General features: G+C 59.3%; 16 protein-coding genes. 10 read left to right on the top strand and 6 right to left on the bottom strand.

Annotation, left to right across the window (positions count from 1 at the left end; all coding sequences use genetic code 11):
* Positions 1-3 precede the first annotated feature (3 nt).
* Positions 4-351 carry a VOC family protein gene (locus AACY25_RS13255; protein ID WP_339525110.1) on the bottom strand — a complete coding sequence of 116 codons (348 nt, stop codon included), beginning with the start codon at positions 349-351 and terminating at the stop codon, positions 4-6.
* 206 nt (positions 352-557) lie between these two features.
* Between AACY25_RS13255 and AACY25_RS13260 the strand changes: the two genes are divergently transcribed.
* Positions 558-1520: an SDR family oxidoreductase gene (locus AACY25_RS13260; RefSeq protein WP_339525112.1), complete on the top strand. Its 963-nt coding sequence runs from the start codon at positions 558-560 to the stop codon at positions 1518-1520.
* A gap of 25 nt (positions 1521-1545) precedes the next feature.
* Here the strand turns inward: AACY25_RS13260 and AACY25_RS13265 are convergent, their stop codons facing one another.
* Both AACY25_RS13265 and AACY25_RS13270 read right to left on the bottom strand, forming a co-directional pair.
* Positions 1546-2028 (bottom strand): hypothetical protein, encoded by a 483-nt coding sequence (locus AACY25_RS13265; protein WP_339525114.1) that lies wholly within the window; start codon positions 2026-2028, stop codon positions 1546-1548.
* A gap of 30 nt (positions 2029-2058) precedes the next feature.
* Positions 2059-3084, bottom strand: coding sequence for an AraC family transcriptional regulator (locus tag AACY25_RS13270; RefSeq protein ID WP_339525116.1), 1026 nt, complete (start codon positions 3082-3084; stop codon positions 2059-2061).
* A 227-nt stretch (positions 3085-3311) separates the two neighbouring features.
* On the opposite strand from AACY25_RS13270, the gene AACY25_RS13275 reads away from it, so the two are divergent.
* The 7 genes from AACY25_RS13275 (at position 3312) to AACY25_RS13305 (ending at position 15787) form a co-directional block, all read left to right on the top strand.
* Entirely contained in the window at positions 3312-4283 is a 972-nt protein-coding gene (locus AACY25_RS13275) for a TAXI family TRAP transporter solute-binding subunit (protein ID WP_339525118.1), read from the top strand.
* 109 nt (positions 4284-4392) lie between these two features.
* Positions 4393-6951 carry a TRAP transporter permease gene (locus AACY25_RS13280; protein WP_339525119.1) on the top strand — a complete coding sequence of 853 codons (2559 nt, stop codon included), beginning with the start codon at positions 4393-4395 and terminating at the stop codon, positions 6949-6951.
* 303 nt (positions 6952-7254) lie between these two features.
* Entirely contained in the window at positions 7255-7773 is a 519-nt protein-coding gene (locus AACY25_RS13285; protein ID WP_090443843.1) for an Hcp family type VI secretion system effector, read from the top strand.
* A 190-nt stretch (positions 7774-7963) separates the two neighbouring features.
* Positions 7964-10057, top strand: a complete 2094-nt coding sequence (tssI, locus tag AACY25_RS13290; protein WP_339525121.1) for a type VI secretion system Vgr family protein — start codon at positions 7964-7966, stop codon at positions 10055-10057.
* Entirely contained in the window at positions 10054-10878 is an 825-nt protein-coding gene (locus AACY25_RS13295) for a DUF4123 domain-containing protein (RefSeq protein ID WP_339525123.1), read from the top strand. Before tssI ends, AACY25_RS13295 begins: the two co-directional genes overlap by 4 nt.
* A complete protein-coding gene (locus AACY25_RS13300; RefSeq protein WP_339525125.1) occupies positions 10875-14726 on the top strand; it encodes a toxin VasX in 3852 nt (1283 codons plus the stop codon). Before AACY25_RS13295 ends, AACY25_RS13300 begins: the two co-directional genes overlap by 4 nt.
* Positions 14727-14740: 14 nt before the next feature.
* Positions 14741-15787, top strand: coding sequence for a hypothetical protein (locus tag AACY25_RS13305; RefSeq protein ID WP_339525127.1), 1047 nt, complete (start codon positions 14741-14743; stop codon positions 15785-15787).
* 90 nt (positions 15788-15877) lie between these two features.
* Here the strand turns inward: AACY25_RS13305 and AACY25_RS13310 are convergent, their stop codons facing one another.
* The 3 genes from AACY25_RS13310 to AACY25_RS13320 are packed head-to-tail and all read right to left on the bottom strand — an operon-like array spanning position 15878 to position 18709.
* Positions 15878-16471, bottom strand: coding sequence for a hypothetical protein (locus tag AACY25_RS13310; protein ID WP_339525129.1), 594 nt, complete (start codon positions 16469-16471; stop codon positions 15878-15880).
* On the bottom strand, positions 16468-17718 hold the full coding sequence (locus tag AACY25_RS13315; protein ID WP_339525131.1) for a peptidylprolyl isomerase: 1251 nt from the start codon (positions 17716-17718) through the stop codon (positions 16468-16470). The genes AACY25_RS13310 and AACY25_RS13315 overlap by 4 nt, the downstream gene beginning before the upstream one ends.
* Before the next feature lies 1 nt (position 17719).
* Entirely contained in the window at positions 17720-18709 is a 990-nt protein-coding gene (locus tag AACY25_RS13320) for a hypothetical protein (RefSeq protein ID WP_339525133.1), read from the bottom strand.
* A 342-nt stretch (positions 18710-19051) separates the two neighbouring features.
* Between AACY25_RS13320 and AACY25_RS13325 the strand changes: the two genes are divergently transcribed.
* Both AACY25_RS13325 and AACY25_RS13330 read left to right on the top strand, forming a co-directional pair.
* Positions 19052-19804 (top strand): M48 family metallopeptidase, encoded by a 753-nt coding sequence (locus AACY25_RS13325; protein WP_339525135.1) that lies wholly within the window; start codon positions 19052-19054, stop codon positions 19802-19804.
* 118 nt (positions 19805-19922) lie between these two features.
* Positions 19923-20210 (top strand): lysozyme inhibitor LprI family protein, encoded by a 288-nt coding sequence (locus tag AACY25_RS13330; RefSeq protein ID WP_339525137.1) that lies wholly within the window; start codon positions 19923-19925, stop codon positions 20208-20210.
* The last annotated feature ends 35 nt before the right edge of the window (positions 20211-20245 follow it).

Raw genomic sequence — 20245 nt, forward strand, 5'->3', positions numbered from 1 at the left:
CGATTACTCCGACCACACGGCCAGACGATTACCACTGGGATCGCTGAACTCGAAGCGTCGCCCACCGGGGAAGCTGAAAATTTCCTGAGTGATCTGCCCGCCTGCCGCCGCCACCTGGGCGCAAACGTCCTCCAGATCAGTGGCGTAAATCACTACCAGCGGTCCGCTACCCGCTGCGCTGTCGGTGGTAAAGCCGCCTGTCATGCGCCCGTCGGTAAAGCTGCTGTAGTGCGGGCCATAGTCGGTAAAGCGCCAGGCGAAGACCTGTTCATAGAACTGCTTGAGCGCTGGCAGGTCGACGGCGGCGAACTCGATGTAGTCGATACGCAGATTCTGTTCGGCTTGGCTCATGGCGGCATACCTGGGCAAATGGCGAGGCGCAGAGCATAGCGCGCCCAGCCGGCCAGGGCACAGGCATCTGTCGCCTTTCGCCACGCTGTTTGGCCAGCCTCGCCACTGTCTCCCAGCAACGCGCTGGATAGCCTGCAATGGGTAAACATCGCCGGCGAAAACGCAGCGCCCGCACCACGGTGCCGCGCTGCGTTATGGAGAGTTAAATGCGCGTCTTGATCACCGGTACAGCCGGCTACATCGGTCAACAGTTGCTTAATCAACTGGCCGTTCAGCACCCGCAGTGGCTGCTTATTGCCGCCGATATCCGCCCTCAGAACCGCGCGGGGATGAAGCTGAATATCGAACCGGTACTGCTCGATATCAGCCAGCCCGCCGCCGTGGAGGGTTGCGTAGCGGCCTGGCAGCCACAGGCGATTGTTCACCTGGCTTCGGTGGTCACCCCGCCGCCAGGCATGAGCGAAGCACAGCTGCATGCCATCGATGTCGGCGGCACCCAGTCGCTGATCCAGGCGGCTACGGCCCATGGCGTCGAGCAGTTGATCGTCACCAGCTCCGGCGCCGCCTATGGCTACGACCCGCAAAATGCCGAATGGCTGGATGAGGACCAGCCGCTGCGCGGCCATCCCCACTTCGCCTACGCCAAGCACAAACTTGAAGTGGAACTGCTGCTGGCAGAGGCGCGCGCGCAGCATCCACAACTCAAGCAGCTGGTGCTGCGTCCCGGCACCATTCTCGGCAAACAGGTAAACAACCAGATCACCGAGCTGTTCAAGAAACCGGCGGTGTTAGGCATCCGCGGCAGCGACAGCCGCTTCGTGTTTATCTGGGATCAGGATGTGGTGGACATCATCTGCCGCGGCCTACGCCAGCAGAGCGCCGGCATCTTCAATCTGGCCGGCGATGGCGCGCTGTCACTCAAGGAAATCGCCGAACTGCTCGGCAAACCCTACCGCGCCCTGCCGGCCTGGCTGATCCGCACCGCGTTGCGCGTACTCAAACCCCTGGGCCTCAGCCCCTACGGCCCGGAGCAGGTGGATTTTCTGCGCTATCGCCCGGTGTTGAGCAACCGCAGGCTGAAACAGGACTTCGGCTTTAGCCCACGCTATAGCTCGCGTGAGGCGTTTGTGGCGTTCTTACGGGCGCAGGGGATTGAAGGGCAGGCTTGACTCTCGCAAGCGACTTGAACACACGTTAGGTTTCTTGAACACATTGGTTGGTATGCAGCGAGCTGTCCTTGCTTAAGCCGCCGCCAACCACAAGGGCCGCGCTCAAGATCACGCAATTTTTAATTATGTATTGCCCTTCAAGAGTTAAGGCGTAAGGGAATTTTATAAAGCAGACTTCAGGCAATACAAATAACGGCAGGATAGTCCCGAACAACTGTAAGAACAGTAGGGTTAGGGCAATTCTCAGGAGTGGTCTAAAAAGCAGGCATATACCGATGGCAATCTCCCAATACCCCAGGATGGGGATAAAGATGTCGGGAGGAAGCCAGGTTATTGTGTTGGTTACCAGATCATTTACTGGGCTTAAGCCAAGCGGCTTCAGCGCTCCAAGCCAAATAAATATGATCGATAGAGAATACTTCAGTAAAACTTCCCCGTGTTGATGCATCCATTCTGCAGCAATTTTGTCGCACCTTCCGAAGGTGAAGTTTCCTACTTTAAGCTCCATGTTGCTCCCTTGAAGATACTTAATCGATAGTTATTGGGCTTTCTGCCGCGCCCGATATTCACCTGGGGTTAACCCGGTCCATTGGCGAAACGCGCGAAAGAACACGCTAGGTTCCGAGTAGCCCAGCAGCAGGGCGATTTCTGCGGCGGGTAAGTCGCCGGTGCTTAGGTGTTGTTCGGCCAGTTGCTGGCGGGTGTCGTTAAGCAGTTGCTGGTAGTTGCAGCCTTCATCGGCGAGGCGGCGCTGCAGGGTGCGTTCGCTGAGGTGTAGATGGCGCGCCAGCTCACTGCGGTCCGGCTCGCCGCGCGCCAGTTGCTCGCCCAGTAAGGCCACTACCCGTGCACTTAGCCCTTCGCTGGGCAAGCGTGCGAGCAGGGCTTCGGCATGTTGGCGCAGCAGGTTCTGCAGCGGTGGGTTGGCTTGTATCAGCGGCGCGCTGGCCAGGCTGCGCGGCAGGACGATGCCGTAATCACTGGCGGCAAACTGCAGCGGGCAGGCGAAGATCTCGCGGTAGCTGTCGAGCGTCGGCGGTTCTGGGTGGACGAACTGCGCGCGCAGCAACTGCCAGTTATCCAGCAGTGGATGCAGCATCTGCACCCAACAGGCCATCAGCGCCAGCACGCGGGTGCGGGTTACCGGCAGCTCGGGATGCAGGGGGCGATAGAGTAGCTGCAGCTCATTGCCCTGCTCGCGTAATTGCAGCTCGCCGCCCTCACCGACCAGACGCTGATAGCGCAGCCCGGCGGCCAGCGCGTCGCCCAGGGTCGGGCTACTCTGCAACAGGTAGCCGAGCACGCTGAACGGCCCAGGGGCGAGGTTGCAGCCCAGGGCCAGACCGGGTTCGGTATGTTCGATACGGCCAAGCTGTTGCCAGAGTTGTTCCTGAGTGGCGAATGGCACGCGGGCATCGGGGTCGCTGAGCTGGCTGTCGCTGAGGTCGCAGGCGCTCATCAGTTGCGTGCGATCAACGCCCAGGCGGCTGGCGGCATGCAACACCGCGAGGGTGATGCTGGCGCTGACCGAGGTGTGTAGTGAGTCGTGGGTGTGCTTTGACATGGCCCGATTCTGCCCAAAGCTGTGGCCTGAAGGTAGCGTTAAGACGTCTAGACTCTGTTCCATTCGCACCGCCGCGAACGAAACGGCGACAGCCCCTTCTAACACTTGGTTACCAGGGCTGCCGGTATTACTCCGTGCAACCTGTGGCTGAGCGGTTAGACTCTTGTCCTCCGGACGCACCCATAAGGTGCGACCGGTTCAAAAATAAACAGAAAAGGAGAACTCCCATGAAAGGTAAATCCCTGGCATGGGCCCTGTCGGCTGCACTCGCAGGTATTACCCTGAGCAGCGCCGTACAGGCCGAAGAGAAATTCGTCACCATCGGCACCGGTGGTCAAACCGGCGTTTATTACGTTGCCGGTCAATCAATCTGCCGCTTCCTCAATCGCGGTGCCACTGAACACGGCATCAAGTGCAACGCCCCAGCCAGCGGTGGCGGCGTGGCCAACGTCAACGGCATCCGCAGTGGCGAGTTCAATTTCGGCATCATGCAGTCGGACCATCAGTTCAAAGCCATGAAGGGCGTTGCGCCGTTCGAGAAAGAAGGCGCGATGGAGGACATCCGCGCGGTGTTCTCGCTGCAGAGTGAGGTGTTCACCATCCTCGCCCGCCGTGACGCCAACATCGCCAGCTTCGATGACCTCAAAGGCAAGCGCGTCAACATCGGCAACCCAGGTTCCGGTCAGCGCGACACCCTGGAAGAGATCATGCAGGTCAAAGGCTGGGACCGCTCTGCGTTCTCCCTGGCTGCCGAGCTGAAGCCCGCTGAGCAGGCTTCTGCCCTGGGCGATAACAATATCGACGCTATGACCTACTTTGTCGGCCATCCAAATGGCGCGATCCAGGAAGCCACCACCACTACCGACGCGGTACTGGTGCCGGTGACCGGTGCAGAAATCGACAAGCTGCTGGCTGAGAAGAGCTACTACACCAAGGCTGATATCCCTGGCGGCGTGTACAAGGGCAACGACAAGCCAACGCCGTCCATCGGCGGTAAAGCCGTACTTTCGACCTCGGCCAAGGCCAGCCCGGAAGTGGTCTACCAGCTGGTTAAGTCGGTATTCGACAACATTGATCGCTTCAAGCGTCTGCACCCTGCATTTGCCGACCTGAAAGAAGAAGACATGATCAAAGTCGGCCTCAGCGCAGAGCTGCACGAAGGCGCAGTGCGTTATTACAAAGAGCGCGGCTGGTTGTAAGCGGCCCACGCTGCCCGCCCAAACGGGCTAGTGTCTCTAGATAAGCAAACCCGCAGCTGTAAGGCTGCGGGTTTTGCCGTTTCCGTACTCTCGAATGCAGGTTCAACCCATGCATGACAAGCAACTGTCCACCGAAGAACTGATTGCCCAGGATGTCGGTGCGCGCACCCCGCTGGGGGCCATGGCGCAGGTGATCACCGGCCTGGCCCTGCTTTGGTCGCTGTTTCAACTGTGGATCGCCTCGCCGCTGCCGTTCGTGTTCGGCATTGGTGTGTTCAATGACACCGAAACCCGCTCTATCCACCTGGCATTTGCCTTGTTGCTGGCCTTCCTCGCCTACCCGGCGTTTAAGAAGTCGCCGCGCGACCGTGTGCCGCTGGTGGATATCGCTCTAGGCTTGGTCGCTGCTTCCAGCGCCGCCTACCTGTTTATTTTCTACCAGCAGCTGGCCTTGCGCCCCGGCAGCCTGACCACCGCGGACATGCTAACCGCGTGCATCGGCATCCCGTTGCTGCTGGAAGCCACTCGCCGAGTGCTTGGGCCGCCACTGGCGATCATCGCCCTGCTGTTCCTCGTCTACAGCCTGGCTGGGCCGTATATGCCGGGGATGCTGGCGCACCGTGGGGTCAGCTTCAATGCCATGGCCAACCACCAATGGATTACTACCGAAGGGGTGTTCGGCATCGCCCTCGGCGTATCCACCAGCTTCGTGTTTCTCTTCGTGCTGTTCGGTGCCTTGCTCGAACGCGCTGGCGCTGGGCATTACTTTATTCAGCTGGCATTCAGCATGCTCGGTCACTTCCGCGGTGGCCCGGCCAAGGCGGCGGTGGTGGCGTCGGGTTTGACCGGGCTGATTTCCGGCTCGTCGATTGCCAATGTGGTGACCACCGGCACCTTCACCATTCCGATGATGAAGCGCACCGGTTTCTCGGCGGAAAAGGCCGGCGCGGTGGAAGTAGCCTCGTCGGTGAATGGTCAGATCATGCCGCCGGTGATGGGCGCCGCGGCCTTTCTGATGGTCGAGTACATCGGTATGCCGTATGTCGAGATCATTAAACACGCCTTCCTGCCGGCGGCGATTTCCTATATCGCGCTGCTGTATATCGTCCATCTGGAATCGCTGAAGCTCGGCCTGCAGCCGGTGCCTGGGCATCAACCCAAGCCCTGGCTGCGCCGCCTGACCGGCTTCGCCTTCGGTGCGGCGCTGATCAGCGGTCTGTCGCTGGCGGTGTATTACGGCCTTGGCTGGCTTAAACCGGCGCTGGGCGAATATGCCCTGCCGGGTATCGGCGCGTTGCTGGCGCTGGTTTATCTGGGTCTGTTGAAAATCGCCGCCAGCGTGCCGGTGCTGCCTGCCGAAGACCCTGACGCGCCGCTCGACAAACTGCCGCAAACCCGTGCCGTGCTGCTTTCTGGACTGCACTTTCTGTTGCCGGTGGTGGTGCTGGTCTGGTGCCTGATGATTGAGCGTCTATCCCCCGGCCTGTCGGCCTTCTGGGGTAGCGTGATGCTGGTGATCATCCTGCTCACCCAGCGTCCTTTGCTGACCTGGCTGCGCACCGATGGCACGCATGCCCATGGCTCGTTTATGGACGGCGTGATCGACCTGCGCGAGGGCCTGATTGCCGGTGCGCGCAATATGATCGGCATCGGCATTGCCACGGCGGCGGCGGGGATCATTGTCGGCGCGGTATCGCAAACCGGGGTTGGGCTGGTGCTGGCCGATCTGGTCGAGCTGCTGTCGATGGGTAACCTGTTGCTGATGCTGGTGCTCACGGCGATTTTTAGCCTGGTCCTGGGCATGGGCCTGCCGACCACTGCCAACTACATCGTGGTGTCCAGCCTGCTGGTGCCGGTGATCGTCACCCTCGGTCAGCAGAACGGCCTGATCGTGCCGCTGATAGCCGTGCACTTGTTCGTCTTCTACTTCGGCATCATGGCCGACGTTACGCCGCCGGTGGGCCTGGCCTCATTTGCGGCTGCGGCAGTGTCAAAGGGCGATCCGATCAAGACCGGGATTCAGGCCTTCTACTACAGCCTGCGTACGGCGATCTTGCCGTTCCTGTTTATCTTCAACACCGACCTGCTGCTGATCGACGTGGATTTCTGGCACGGCGTGCTGATCTTTATCATCGCCACCGTCGCCATGCTGATCTTCGCCGCCGGCAGCCAGGGATATTTCCTGGTGCGCAGCCGTTGGTACGAGAACGTGTTGCTGTTGTTGGTGGCCTTCACCCTGTTCCGTCCGGGCTTCTGGATGGACATCGTGCACGACCCTTACCGTGACATTCCGCCGGCACAATTGGCCCAGGCTCTCGGTGATGTGGCCGATGGCAGCCAGCTGCGTCTGCGCATCAAGGGTGAAGATGCGGTGGGCGATGCCCGCGAGTTCAGCCTGCTGCTGCCCGTACCGGAAGGCGCCAGCGGCGAAGAGCGTTTGGAGAAGCTCGGCCTGCTGACCTATGAAGAGGGCGGCAAGGTGCTGGTCGACAGCGTCACCTTCGGCAGCCCGGCGGCTGAAGCCGGTCTGGCGTTCGATCAGGAAATCCTCAAGGTTCGCGCGCCAACGGATCGTTGGATCAAGGAGCTGATGTGGATTCCTGGCTTCCTGCTGTTCGCTCTGGTGTTCTGGTTGCAGCGTCGCCGCCGGGCGAGCGGCGTATCTTGAGTCGAGCCTGACGCACCCATTCGCTGCGCAGTTTATTGCGCAGCGTTCTGTTGATAAGTCTATGGGGATTAGGCTGAAGCGCCTGTATCCATTGGCCTTGAGCGAGCTGCGCAGAAACCTGCGCAGTCTTGCGCAATAACTTGCTCAGCTTTTAGTGAACTGGCTCACAGCTGGTTGGGGCGTGCATTTGGCTTTCTATTAAGCCGATGATTTATAACGATTTTATTTAATTGGCATGCTTGTCGCTATAGGGGAAGCTCCCGGATCACTGCAGATCCATGACCCAAGGCAAGGAAAGCACTCATGCCAACACCCGCGTATCTGTCCCTCGAAGGCACCAAACAAGGCCTGATCACTGCCGGCACCTTCACCGAAGATTCCGTCGGTAACATCTTCCAGGAAGGTCATGAAGACCAGATCCTGGTTCAAGCCTTCAACCACCAGGTCATCATCCCGCGTGATCCGCAGTCCGGTCAGCCGACTGGTCAGCGCGTCCACAAGCCGCTGATGATCACCAAAGTCTTCGACAAATCCTCGCCGCTGATCTTCAACTCCCTGACCTCCGGTGAGCGTCTGTCCAAGTGCCGTCTGGAGTGGTACCGCACTTCCTCCACCGGTACTCAGGAGCACTACTTCACCATCGAGCTGGAAGATGCCGTGATCGTTGACGTGCAGTCGCGTATGCCGAACTGCCAGGATCCAGGCATGGCCCACTTCACCCACCTCGAAGACGTGTACTTCACCTACCGCAAAATCGTCTGGACCCACGAAGTCTCCGGTACTTCCGGCTCTGACGACTGGCGTACCCCGATCTCCGCCTAAAAACTGGCTGAGCTCGTACGACACCGTAGCGGCCAGGCATCGTCCTGGCCGCTGCGTTTCCAGTGAGACCTGCTTCGCCAAACATTGATAGGCATCGCGAAAAACCGCGAGTGCGCACGGCTACCCAGGCCTGGTCTGGGTTAGAACTGCGCAGTGGTTCGATTCATGGACGAAACAAGAGGAACAACGAATGTTCGCCGCCGCCAACCAGACTCACTTCAGCCTGATGATCGAAGGTGTCAGCCACGATCTGCAGGTGCTCGAATTCAACGGTCGCGAGGCGATCAGTCAGCCCTTCGAGTTCGAACTGGAACTGGTTAGCGAACGTCCTGACCTTGATTTGGAAAGCCTGCTGCATCAGGCCGCCTTTCTCGCCTTCGATCAGGCCGGCCACGGCATTCACGGGCAGATCTACCGCGTCGCCCAGGGCGAGTCCGGTAAACGCCTGACCCGCTACCACGTCACCTTGCGCCCACAGCTGGCGTACCTGGCGCATCGCACCAACCAACGTATCTTTCAGCACCTGACGGTGGAGGAAATCATCAGCCAAGTGCTGCAAGAGCACGGCATTCAGGCCAACGCCTACCAATTCCAACTCGGCTCGATCTACCCCGAGCGTGAGTACTGCGTGCAGTACGACGAATCCGATCTGCACTTCGTCCAGCGCCTGTGTGAGGAAGAAGGTATCCACTACCACTTCCAACACAGCGAACAAGGCCATGTACTGACCTTTGGCGACGACCAGACGCCGTTTCCCAAACTGGCGCCAACCGCTTATCAGCAGGACAGCGGCCTGGTCGCTGACAAACCGGTAATCAAGCGCTTCGGCGTGCGCGTGGAAACCCGTTCGAGCCGGGTGACCCGCCGTGATTACGACTTTGAAAAACCCAAGCTGCTGATGGAGGCGGACGCCAAGAGTGCGTTCAAACCCGACCTCGAGGATTACGACTACCCCGGCCGTTTTGTCGACCGCGAGCGCGGCAAACACCTTAGCCAGCGCATCCTAGAACGCCATCGCCATGACTTCGAACTGGCGCAAGGCGACGGCGATCAGCCGCTGCTGGTCAGCGGCCACTTCCTGGCGCTGACCGAGCACCCGCGCGCCAGCTGGAACGACCTTTGGCTGCTCACCGAAATCCACCACGAGGGCAAACAGCCGCAGGTGCTGGAAGAGTCGGTGACCAGCCACACCGAGGCCAGCGATGGCTTCCAGCAGGGCTACCGCAACCGCTTTACCGCCACGCCCTGGACAGTGCTATATCGGCCACCGCTCAACCACCCGAAACCACGCATCCTCGGCAGCCAAAGCGCCGTGGTCACCGGCCCGCCGGGCGAAGAAATCCACTGCGATGAATACGGCCGGATCAAGGTGCAATTCTTCTGGGACCGTGAAGGCCAAGCCGACGACAAAACCAGCTGCTGGCTGCGCGTGAGCTCAAGTTGGGCCGGCGACCGCTACGGCGGCATCGCCATTCCACGGGTTGGCATGGAAGTGCTGATCACCTTCCTCGAAGGCGACCCCGATCAACCGCTGGTCACCGGCTGTCTGTACCACGCCGAACACGTCGTGCCTTACGACCTGCCGGCGAACAAAACCCGCAGCCTGTTCAAAACCCTCAGCAGCCCCGGCGGTGGCGGCTATAACGAGCTGCGTATCGAAGACAAAAAGGGCGCCGAACAGATCTACATCCACGCCGAGCGCGACTGGGACGAGAACATCGAGCACGACCAGAAAATCCGCATCGGCAACGAACGCCACGATACTGTCGAAGCCAACAGCTACAGCGAATTCAAGGCCGAAGAACACCGCACCACGCATCTAGACCGCAAGAGCGAAGTCAAAGCCAACGACCACCTCACTGTTGGCAACAACCAGCACATCAAAATCGGCACCGGCCAATTTATCAACGCCGGCCAAGAGATCCACCTGTCCAGCGGCCAGAAAGTCGTACTCGAAGCCGGCAGCGAACTCACCTTCAAAGCCGCCGGCAGCTTTATCAAACTCGACGCCAGTGGCATCACGATGGTTGGTCCGATTATCAAGATCAACTCCGGCGGCGCGCCGGGGAGTGGGTCGGGGGCAGCGCCGATTCTGCCGGGGCAGGCACTACCGGCGGATGCAGATATGCCGGGCGCGGTGCTTGAACACAGGCTCAAGCAGGCGCGCTTGGCCAACAGCCCGCTTGTCGAACTTTGCCAGAAGCCTAAAGGCGGTACACCGCTGCAATGCCCCCTAGCCAACTGTCCGTGTCGCGCCGCACTTCAGGCGGAGTCATTAAGATGACAATGCGTATTCAGCAGGGCTTCCCAGGCGTGACCGGGAAAACCTATTTGCTACTGGAAAACGGCGATGAAAAGCTAGAACGCGTCTATGCCCTGGAGCAAGCTCCAGAGCCCATTTATCTGTTCGCCGATACAGAGCTGGCGGCTCATCAGGAGCAAGGCCCGCTGGTCCTATGCTTGTCCGGAAGTGCTCTGCTTGATGAATACCGTAATGCACCCAACGAATGGCGCGGCCTGCTCCTGAGCAGCCCGCAACCCCTCGAAGAGTTATTGGCGCATTTGAGGCGCATGCTGATCGTCAGCTTCGACGACGGTCGTAAAGCCCTGCTGCGCTACTACGACCCACGCGTCGCCAGTTACTTTTTTCCCGCTTGTGATGCGGACAGCGTTACGCCCTGGCTAGGGCCTATCCAGCAACTGATTTGGCATGGCGGCACCTGGGCCGATAGCGCCCAAGGCCTGAGCCACTGGCACAGCCTGAGCAATCTCAATGGCACCGCCGTGACCGAACAACCGCTACCGATGCCGCTCAACCAGCAGCAGAGCAACGCGTTAGAACGCCAGCAACTGGAACACTTCACCTACGAGTGGCTACAAGGCCAACCCGGAGTGCCCTTCAGCTTGGCCTGGGATTACCTGCAGCAGGGGCTGGCCGCCAGCTTCGATGAAGCTGACGCCCTGCAGGCTTATCTCGATTTGCGCATCCAATATCCTGACCATGCCACCAACCCCGTCCCCCCTGCCGGCGACACGCAGCAGCGACTGCAGCAGTTGCGTGCCTACCTGGAAGTATCGCCGACACTCAAGGAGCCCCACGCATGACTGCAAAAGTTGGAAGTCTGAGCGGCGGTCCGGCCTGCGAGGCCGGCAAGCTGATCGTCGAAGTCATTGGCAAGGATCACCCGCCAGGACAACGAATCGTCATCTACGATGCAACCGACAATCAGCAGCAGGAAGCGCTGACCAAACGCCGCAAACTGGAGCCGCTGGTCGACTCAGCCTTTAGCAGCACCCTGCATATCTGGCCTTGGGACAACGAACCAACCCGTCACCTTTGGCTGGAAATTGAAACGGAAAAAGGTGGCCCCCTACTCCTGCCACTAATGAACGATGCCAAGGCCACGCCAAGGCAAGTCGATCAGCAATGGAACCAGATTGTACCGATTGTGCCTCTAACGCCCATGCGTAGTAGCACAAACGAAAAGGATCAAGGCATCCCTGTCCTCGCCAGACCCGGCTACCTCTATGTCTTTTACCGCGGCAAGCTCTGGCGCGAACTCGAAATCCGTCAGAGCGAAGGTAAAAACACCTATCACGACATAGACGTAAAAGCCTTTCGCCAACAAGACGGATTCTGTATCGGCCCACGTGATGCTTGCGGTAAAGGTCTGCAGGAAATCTGGCTGCCGGCCCGCTGGAATCGCGATCAAGTGAGCGACGTCGAACTTGCCTTTTCCGAGGTGCAACTGCCTGCCGCTCGCCTGCGCCGTCTGGAACAGGACACCAAGCTGCGCGCCCAGCGTTGCCAGCGTTTCAATATGCAGGCATCCGCTCAGCAGTTTAAAAAGCTCGGTGCTGGCCCTGACGGGCGTGCCTTGGCTCAGGGGTTGCTGTTGGCCATTCTCAGTCAGAATGCATCTGCCATGCAGCCTGCCGCAGAAGCCGAAGCTCGCCGCCGTAGCTTGAACAATCGAATCTTTCCCTTGAATCTGACAGAACCGCAGCGCCTGCGTGAACCGCTGTACGAACCGCAATTCGATCATCCCACGCACTATCTTCATGATCTTGCCGGCGGCTATCCAGCGAAGTGCTACCAGGCAGCGCAGAAGCTTGTCGACGGCTACGAAGCTGGGCAAGCTCCCCATATGCGCAAGGCGCCGGAACTCGACCCGTTGGCGCTCTGCCTGGAGCGCAAACTGCTGACGATGCGTCCACCACAAGATAAAACCCAGCAAGAAAAACAGAAAGAAAAGATCGAAGAAGGCGTCAAGAACTGGCAGGCACAACCTGCCGTTACCGATGCGCTAGTAGATGCTCGCACCCGGCAAATCGCCGGTTTGTTGGTGGATGACGCGGTATACCGCATGCGTCAATTGCGCGACCGCATTGAAGCCGCCCAAGCAGCGGTGAGCCTGGCCGCCGAACGCGCCAGCCTTCAGTCCCACTATGCCAGTGCACTGCTCGTGAGCAATTTCGTGCTGCCGTTGCGGATTGATGGCAAAACCAACCCGCTAAGCCGCTGCGCCAAGGCGCTGGATGCGGAGGGCCATGAACGCATCAGGCATATTCTTGCCGAGCCGCTTGGCCACCATGCTCAAATCGCTCATGGTCAGGCGCGTAGGTGTATGGCGAGTTGCCTCAAAGAGCCTTCCAACCAACAGGCCCTGGGCGATCTTTTTTGCCTGGACGGTTTCGATTACCTGGGCGCCTTCGCCCTGACCGGGCAATGCATGGCCGGTATGGCCAAGCGACTGAATGACCCACTGAATCTCAGCTTTCGACGCAAGGCCACCGACCAGGAAAAGCTCATTCTCGATATCGCCGACAACAATCGTCATCCCTTAAATGCGATGCTCTGGCCAACAGCTGACCAACAGATCTGCATGGCGCCCTACCAAAGCCCAGCGGGCAAGGAAGAGAACCTGGGCGATGGTCGTTTGCGTCCAAAGGCACTTGCTGCACTGGAAAACGCCGCACTGCCCAAGCCGGACAAGGTGCAACTACTGGAAGCCGCTGTTCTGATCGCTGCTGCCCAGCGGGGCGACTTCAAGAGCTTGCTCGGCTTCAAGAGCTCGATTAACGCACTTATGAGCGTACTGGGTGTATTGCAGGGTACCTTGCAGGCAGCGGAAAACGCCGTCACAACTGCCCAAGGCCGAGTCAATCAGGCGGCGGCAGAAGTGGATACCTCCGGCCGTAGTGTAGGCCAGAGCCAGGAGGTGCTGCGCAATGACGCCCGCTTGGCCCGATTGAACATATATGAAGCCAGAAGCTTTCAACTGGCTCGCACCATGCTTCCCGAAACCCTGGGCGCAATGCGCTTCGAACGCAGTGGCCGAGTCAATACCCGTGACCACTACATAGTGCGCCCCGACCTGCTGGGCATGGCAACAACCGGTCCAGGAACACGCATGAACGGCACCGTACGCGATGGGCAGGGCGGTGTAACCGCTACCAGCAATGCCAGCGAGGCCAGAGCCGCGGGCCTTCCCTCCGGTAAACAGGAACATTTACTGGTGGTATTACCGGTTCGTCATGAAACCACCCAGCGCTTGGAGCGGCTCTACCAGCAGTTGCGCGAACTCTTCCAAGCGCAAGAGAACCTTAACCGGCAGCGAACGAGCCTTGGCGAGGCAGACCGCGCTTACCAGGCGCGACTACGCAGCGGGGTATATCGCACGCTTAACTCGCCGATCATGCCGCCGCTGATGATGATGTTTGAGTTGTTTAATGTCCGGGCCGAATGGGCCTCTTGGGAGATGACTTTTCGTAATCGGGGTGACCTTCGCGCTGGTATTGGTGTGTTCAGTGCCTTTTATGATGCAGGTCTAGCCCTTGAACTTCTTGCCGAGCGTGTGGCTCACGATACGAGAGTTATGCGAACAGTAAGCGCGAGTTGGGACCGCACCCTGTTTCGCAACCGACTTGCGGGGGGCAAGCTCTTCGCCATCAGGGTCACCACGCGAATGAGCTTGGGGGCCGTGGGCGCGGTTCTGTTCACCGGATTGAATATCTCGGACGCAATCCATGAGTTCACCTTGGGTGACGATGCTGGCTGGGGCTATGCCCTGATGGCCGCCGGCGGCGTCGCCACTTTCGCCAGCGCCTTTATGGTTGGCCCTGCCGCCGGCGCACCTTTGCTGGCGCTGGGGCCTGCAGGCTGGATGATCGCCATTGGCCTGGCCCTGACCCTGGCCGGCGCGGCGCTGGTCTGGTGGCTGGACGATACGCCGGTCGAGGAGTGGCTTAAGCTGGGGCCGTTCGGTAAAGACCAGCCCGGCATTTTTATAGACACGGTGCGCCCAGCCCATCTGCTGGATGAGAAAGAGGCCTTCTATCGCCTGGTCGGTTTGTTTGCTGGCATGCATATACAGGTTGAAGCCAACCCCGAGCAAGCCAAAGCCCGTAGCAGCTACCCCATACCCGGCCAGGAGGCCAGGCACCAAGCCATGCGCGAAGCCAATATACGTATCCAGATTGCCAGCAACTTACCGGGACTAATCAGCTCCCTGGGGGCCAGTCAGATGCGTGTTGGCATTTGGCAGCGCTTACACCGCAGCTCTCCCAGCCCGAGGGGGGATCGCATGGTGGAAACTGTAGAGTTGCTGCCAGGGCAGAACTTCTATCTGGATACCAGCCTGCCTGCGGATAAGGTGAAGCCCAAACCCGCTTATCTGTTCTATCAAGAGCAGACTCCGGTGGGGCTCGATCTGTATCTACGGCAACCGCCAACCCCACCCGCCCAGCGCAGCGGCATTAGCATTACCATGCACCGCTACAGCTGGGCCGTACGGGCACAGGTGATTGCAGATGATGGCAAGCAGCAGTGGCATTTCCCTGCCCCGCCACCGGTAGACCCCCTGCGTTTCAATGCCAGTGAGCATGGCAAACCTAATTACACGGCAACTCAACAGGCTTTCTGGGCCGATGAACAAAGCCATCAAGATTAAGAGGCTGCACCGCCATGAATACGGCTGTTACTACCCACTATGCCGAAGGGGCCTACGACTCCCGCAATATCCCCAAGCAGCCGCCACAGCTTCACGAGCAAGCTGGGTTACTGACAAGAACCCTGCCCTGGGGGAGTACGGAAGATATAGCGCCGTTCAGTTTTATCGATGACGACTCGCCGGAACAGCTGCGGGAGTTGGAGGAAGATGAACGGAAAAAACCCGGTACTCGTCAGCGCAATGAAGCGATTTTTCATAATGCCTGCAACCATCTTTGTTACCGGCGGGCGCATGCGTCGATTTGGACGCAAACATGGCTCTACATGTGGGGGGTGGGGCGGGCTCTTTTTTTAATTGGTGTTGTTCTCTATTTATTTATGTTTATGCCAATAATGATATACATGGGGAGTAATACAGTAGGAGGAATTAGTGGGGTTGTAGATTCTCTAATAATTTCAGCTTGCTGGGTTTTTATTCCCACACTCTCTTGTTGGCTAATAGGTCACATAGCTGTATATCGGCTTCCCAGTCATTGGATCTTAAAACCCTCAGAAGGCCCGCTCTGGGAGCTTAATCGGCAAACCGGCCAGGTCACTGTTTTTGCGCGTAAGCCCGGACAGTTTGCACATCTGGGTATTGAGGGCGATTTCGTTCGGCCGTTTTATGAGTTCGATGCTTGCGTACATATCCTGCCAAGCCGCCAAGGACTGCCACAGTACTCCCTACATCTCGTGCACCGTTACCAGTCCGTAGCAATCGACTTTAAGCCCGTAACGGGTTTGCAGAGTTCGGAGCAGGCTTGTTTCGCGCTTTGGGATATGTGGCAAAACTATATGGATATCAGTCATCCGTTGCCGGAAATACCCACCTGGGAGGAATTCCGCCCGCTTGATCCAACAACCTCCGAACATGACCGTTTGACGGGTCGCAATCCCAGATATTGGCGCGATATGGATAAGGAAACTTATAAGAACGTCATCGATGAGTTGCTAATCCGCATCCAAAAACTCGACGCATTCTCTCGCCCTAATCTGATGAGCCAGCATGTGCGGAATCTGTGATCAGTTATTTATCTAAGGCTCATGAGTTGATGTACAGCTGTCCTAACGATGTGGTTCCTTGAGTCGTTGTAGTCGCCGCTTTTTTGCTAATTAAGGTTTTTGTAGGGGCGAATTCTGCAACAACTCCGGCCTTTCCCTCTGCAGTTTGCTCTGCAGCATTTCCAGTTGCTCCAGCGCGGCGCGGGCTTCGTCTAGTTCGATTTGGCTGCGTTCGCCGGATTGGGCGGCTTGTTCGATGCGGTCGCGGATGGCGGGGATCTGCTGGACGCCGCTGGCGTAGGCCATGATCTGGTCGCGGGTTTGTTGTTCTTCGAAGGCGTTGTACTGCGCCGGGTCGGCCAGCTGGGCGGCGGATGCGGGTTGGCGTGGTTTGAGCTGGCCGAGGGCCGGGCTGCGTGGGTCGCCTTGGTCGGCCATTAGCTGGATCAGCATTTGCGCTTCCTGGGCATTCAGTTGCGGTTCGCTGGGCGGTGCTTCCACAGGTTTTCCTGTAGGCGTTGGGATTGCTGCTGGCTGCTGTGTTGGCGGGGCTGCGGGCATTTCGGGCAAGTGGATGGGCGGGCTGATTGGTGTTGTAGCCTGTGGCGCGACGGCTGGCGCGGTGTCGGCTTGGGGCGTACGCACAACTACGATGGTCAGCGCGGTGATCACGCCGAGCAGGCCAATTCCGAGCCAGCCTTTCATAATCCTTGTACCTCGGCATTGCTCAGCAAGGTTTGCAGGCGGGCCTGGAATTCGCAGGCCAGTTGCTCCTTGGCCACGGCCTGGTTGACCTCATAACGCACGCTCGGATCGCTAAGCGGCAATTGCTTATCCTCACGGCTGCGTACCTGCACGATCTCGAAGGCGCCGTCGATCAGCATCGGCTGGGAAATGCTGTTCGCCTTTTGCAGCAGGGCGGTCTTGCGTAGAAAATCCAGTTGCGCATCCTGCGGACGAATCAGGCCGAGGTCGCCGGGTGGCGTGTGGCTCTTGGTATCGGCCAGTGAGTAGCGGCGCACGGCTTCATCGAAGCTAAGGCCCTTTTGCAGTTCGGCATACACCCGGTCAGCACTGGTTTGATCAGCCAAACGGATATGGCTGGCCTGCACTTGGGCAACGTTCAGGTAGAGCTGCAGGTTGCGCTGGTAGTAGGCCTCGGCATCCGTATCACTGACCTGGCTGGCCCGCTCGCGCAGGCTGGCGGTTTCATGGTGGAAGTCGTTGTGCAGACCAAGCTGATGCAGGTATTTGTGGCGGACGAGTTTGTCGCGCACCAGCTGGCGGATGCCGGCCTGTTCGTCGGCGCCAAAGCCTTTCTCTCCGAGTTGATACCAGAGGTAGTCACGCAGCGCCTGTTGGCGCACCTGTTCGGCCAGGTACACCAGGTTGCCCTGTTGCAGCTCCACTCGACCTTGTACGTTGTCGCCCTGATACAGCTCCAGCAGGTTCAGGCGTTGTTCGGCCATACCGGGGAACTGCCAGCTGATTAGCTGTACCTGCGCGGCGTCGGCTTGCTGTTGGGGGCTTAATTGCAGGCTATCGAGCACTACGCCCTGTGCCTGCGCGGTCAGTACCTGGCGCAGGCGCGCACTGCTCAGCGCTTGTGGTTGGCGCAGGAAGGGCCGCACATCGTGATCGAACTGGCGGCCGTAGACCTGCTCGATCAGGTTGGCGGCTTCGCGCTCGACCAGCGCATCCAGATCGCTGCGGTATTTGCTGCTCAGCTCGGCTTCCACCTCGCGGGCCAGCAGGTGGTTTTCCGCCAGGCCTGTGCGCAGCATGCGCAGGTCGGTATTGAATTTGACCCGGGTCATGGCCTGCTCCAGCAGGCCGATGCTTTTGCCGGGCAGGCGTTCACCGTTGATGCGCATGTCCTGGCTGCCCAGGGCTGACAGGCAGATGCCGGTCAGCCCCAGTACCAGCAAACTGCGCTGGATGATCGCGCGCACCTTACAGGCCACCCTGGCCGTAGAAGGTGTTGGCACCCTTGGTCAGCACGCTGACGGTGAGGGCGATGGACTCCGGAATCAGCTCCTTGGCTACCCGCAGGCGGGTGGCGTAGCTGGTGTCATACAGCGGTTCTGGGCGCTGGTAGGCGACCTGGGCGGTCTGGGTCAACAGATCGCGGATCGGCTTCTGCGCGTCATAGCTGCCAACCCGGTTGGCCACTGCCGCCATATTATTCAGGCCTTCGCTGAAATAATGATCGTCCACCCAGCCTTCCCAGCCGGAGTGGCCATTGCCCGACGTAACCCAGGCATGGTGCGGCTGTGCGACATCACCGGTGGTGTGCAGCGAGTAGCCGATGGTCTGCAGGGACGGCGCGTTCTTGAACTGATCGAACCAGTACTTGGCCAGGTTATCGATGGGCTGGAAGGCCGCCGTCTGGAAGTCGCCGTAGTGCGTCTGCCAGTTGGAGGAAGTGCCCTGGCGGTAATGCGCTTCGGTGGTGTCGAAGTCGCTCTTCTTCAGCTCGCGGTTGTACAGGTAAACCATGGCGTACCAGTCAACGTCGCCGCTCCAGCTGCCATCCACCTTGCGGTAGCGGTAGTCGTAACCACCGTGGTCGTTGCCGTGGGCGTCGCCCTGGCGGGCCATGTTGATAAAGTGCCAATAGGACGTGTAATTGACGATGGAGGCCGCTGCGCCATACACCGGCGCATGCTCGTAGCCGACCCACCAGCCGCCCAGGCGGGTGTCCTGAAAGTCATCGACGTCGTAGGCCGCCTGGCCGAGGATTTCCCCCGCGCGGGCTTCACTGCCGGCTGCGCCGACGTAGAACTGGTAGGCGCGTTTCATCTCGGGCGTGGCGTGCGCCGAGTTGAGGAAGGCCAGGGCGTCCTTGACGATATTCTTGTGTGTAGGTTGCGACCAGGCGCTGGCGTGGCTGGCACTAAAAGCCAGGCCTAGACCAACGACCAGGGAGGTGAGGGTTTTCATAGGGAAGGCGCTCTTTTGTTGTTGGAGTTGAGCAGTATTAGCGGACATTGATGGCAGAACTGTTGCAATGCCGCACTCCAAACTTAAAGCCTATGTGCCGGGCTGCCTCAACCCAACTAAGGTTTGGTGGTATAGACCAATTTTCTTGCGGGCCTTAGGCCGCGCCACTGTTTTTATGGTGCAAAGCCGTCTGGATACTGGGGCAGTGGCGACCTGAGCCAAGCTGCAGAACGTGAGCTGTGTCTCGCTTTGGGGCTGCGCATATCACCGACAATGCCGCGCCGGCCGGGACGCCGCTGCCTCTCGGCTACTCCATTGCCTCAATCCTCAAGGACGATGACCATGAAACTGCAGTTCTCCCTTTCCGCGCTCGCGCTCGCCACTCTGCTGTCCGGCTGTCAGAACATGAGCCCCGACGCCATGCTTAGCACCGGGCTGCAAACCATGCAGGCTGCCACTCTCAGCGATGCTGAAGTGAAGAGCATGGCCGACGACGCCTGCGTACAGATGGACGCCCAGGCGCCAATCGCGCCAGCCGATAGCAAGTACAGCAAGCGCCTGGAAACGATTGCCCGCAACCTCGGCAGCCAGGTCAACGGGACGCCGGTTACCTACAAGGTTTACCTGACTGACGAAGTCAACGCCTGGGCCATGGCCAACGGTTGCGTGCGTGTGTACAGCGGTCTGATGGACCTGATGAACGACAACGAGGTGGAGGGCGTGTTGGGCCACGAGATGGGCCACGTTGCTCTCGGCCACACCAAGAAGGCGATGCAAGCGGCCTACGCTACTTCGGTGGCTCGTGGTGCCATTGCCTCTTCCGGCAACAGTGCCGCCATGGCGCTGTCCAGCTCGCAATTGGGCGATTTGGGTGAGGCGCTGATCAACGCGCAGTTCTCCCAGTCTCAGGAAAGCGCCGCCGATGACTTCTCCTTTGATCTGCTCAAGCAGCGCAACATTCCGCTGCAAGGTCTGGCCAGCGCCTTCGACAAGCTGGCCCAGCAGGGCGGCGGCGAAAGCAGCATGTTCGACTCCCATCCCGGTTCGGCCGACCGTGCCGAGCATATCCGCCAGCGCATCGCCGCCGAGAAGTGATCGATGATGGGGCCGCAATAGCGGCCCCATCTGTTTCAGGAGTCAGCCATGGGTAGCTTACGCGTTCTGTTGGTCTGTTCTTTTTGGCTACTGGCTGCACCAGTGCATGCAGTGAGCAGTGAGCAGTGATGAATTGCATACGCACTACGACGACTGCATCCGGGCTAGCCAGCCGCTCAATAACAGCCTGGTGGCGGCCTGCGCCGAGAGCGTTTCGGATGTCGCGAAGAAACAGATGAACCTCACTTACCAGCGCCTCTACCTCAAACTGCAGCAAACCTCGGCGGAAGCTGCTCAGCAGCTCGAGGGGGCGCAGAAGGCCTGGCTTATCTATCGCAACGCGCATTGCGATATGCAGGGCAAGCACATTGGCTCGCCGATGTACTACACCTGCCGATGGAGCTGAACATCGACAGGCTCGTCGAACTGCAATTTTTGCTC

Origin of the sequence: Pseudomonas sp. EA_35y_Pfl2_R111 (genome assembly GCF_963970955.1) — a bacterium.
Taxonomy (GTDB): Bacteria; Pseudomonadota; Gammaproteobacteria; order Pseudomonadales; family Pseudomonadaceae; genus Aquipseudomonas.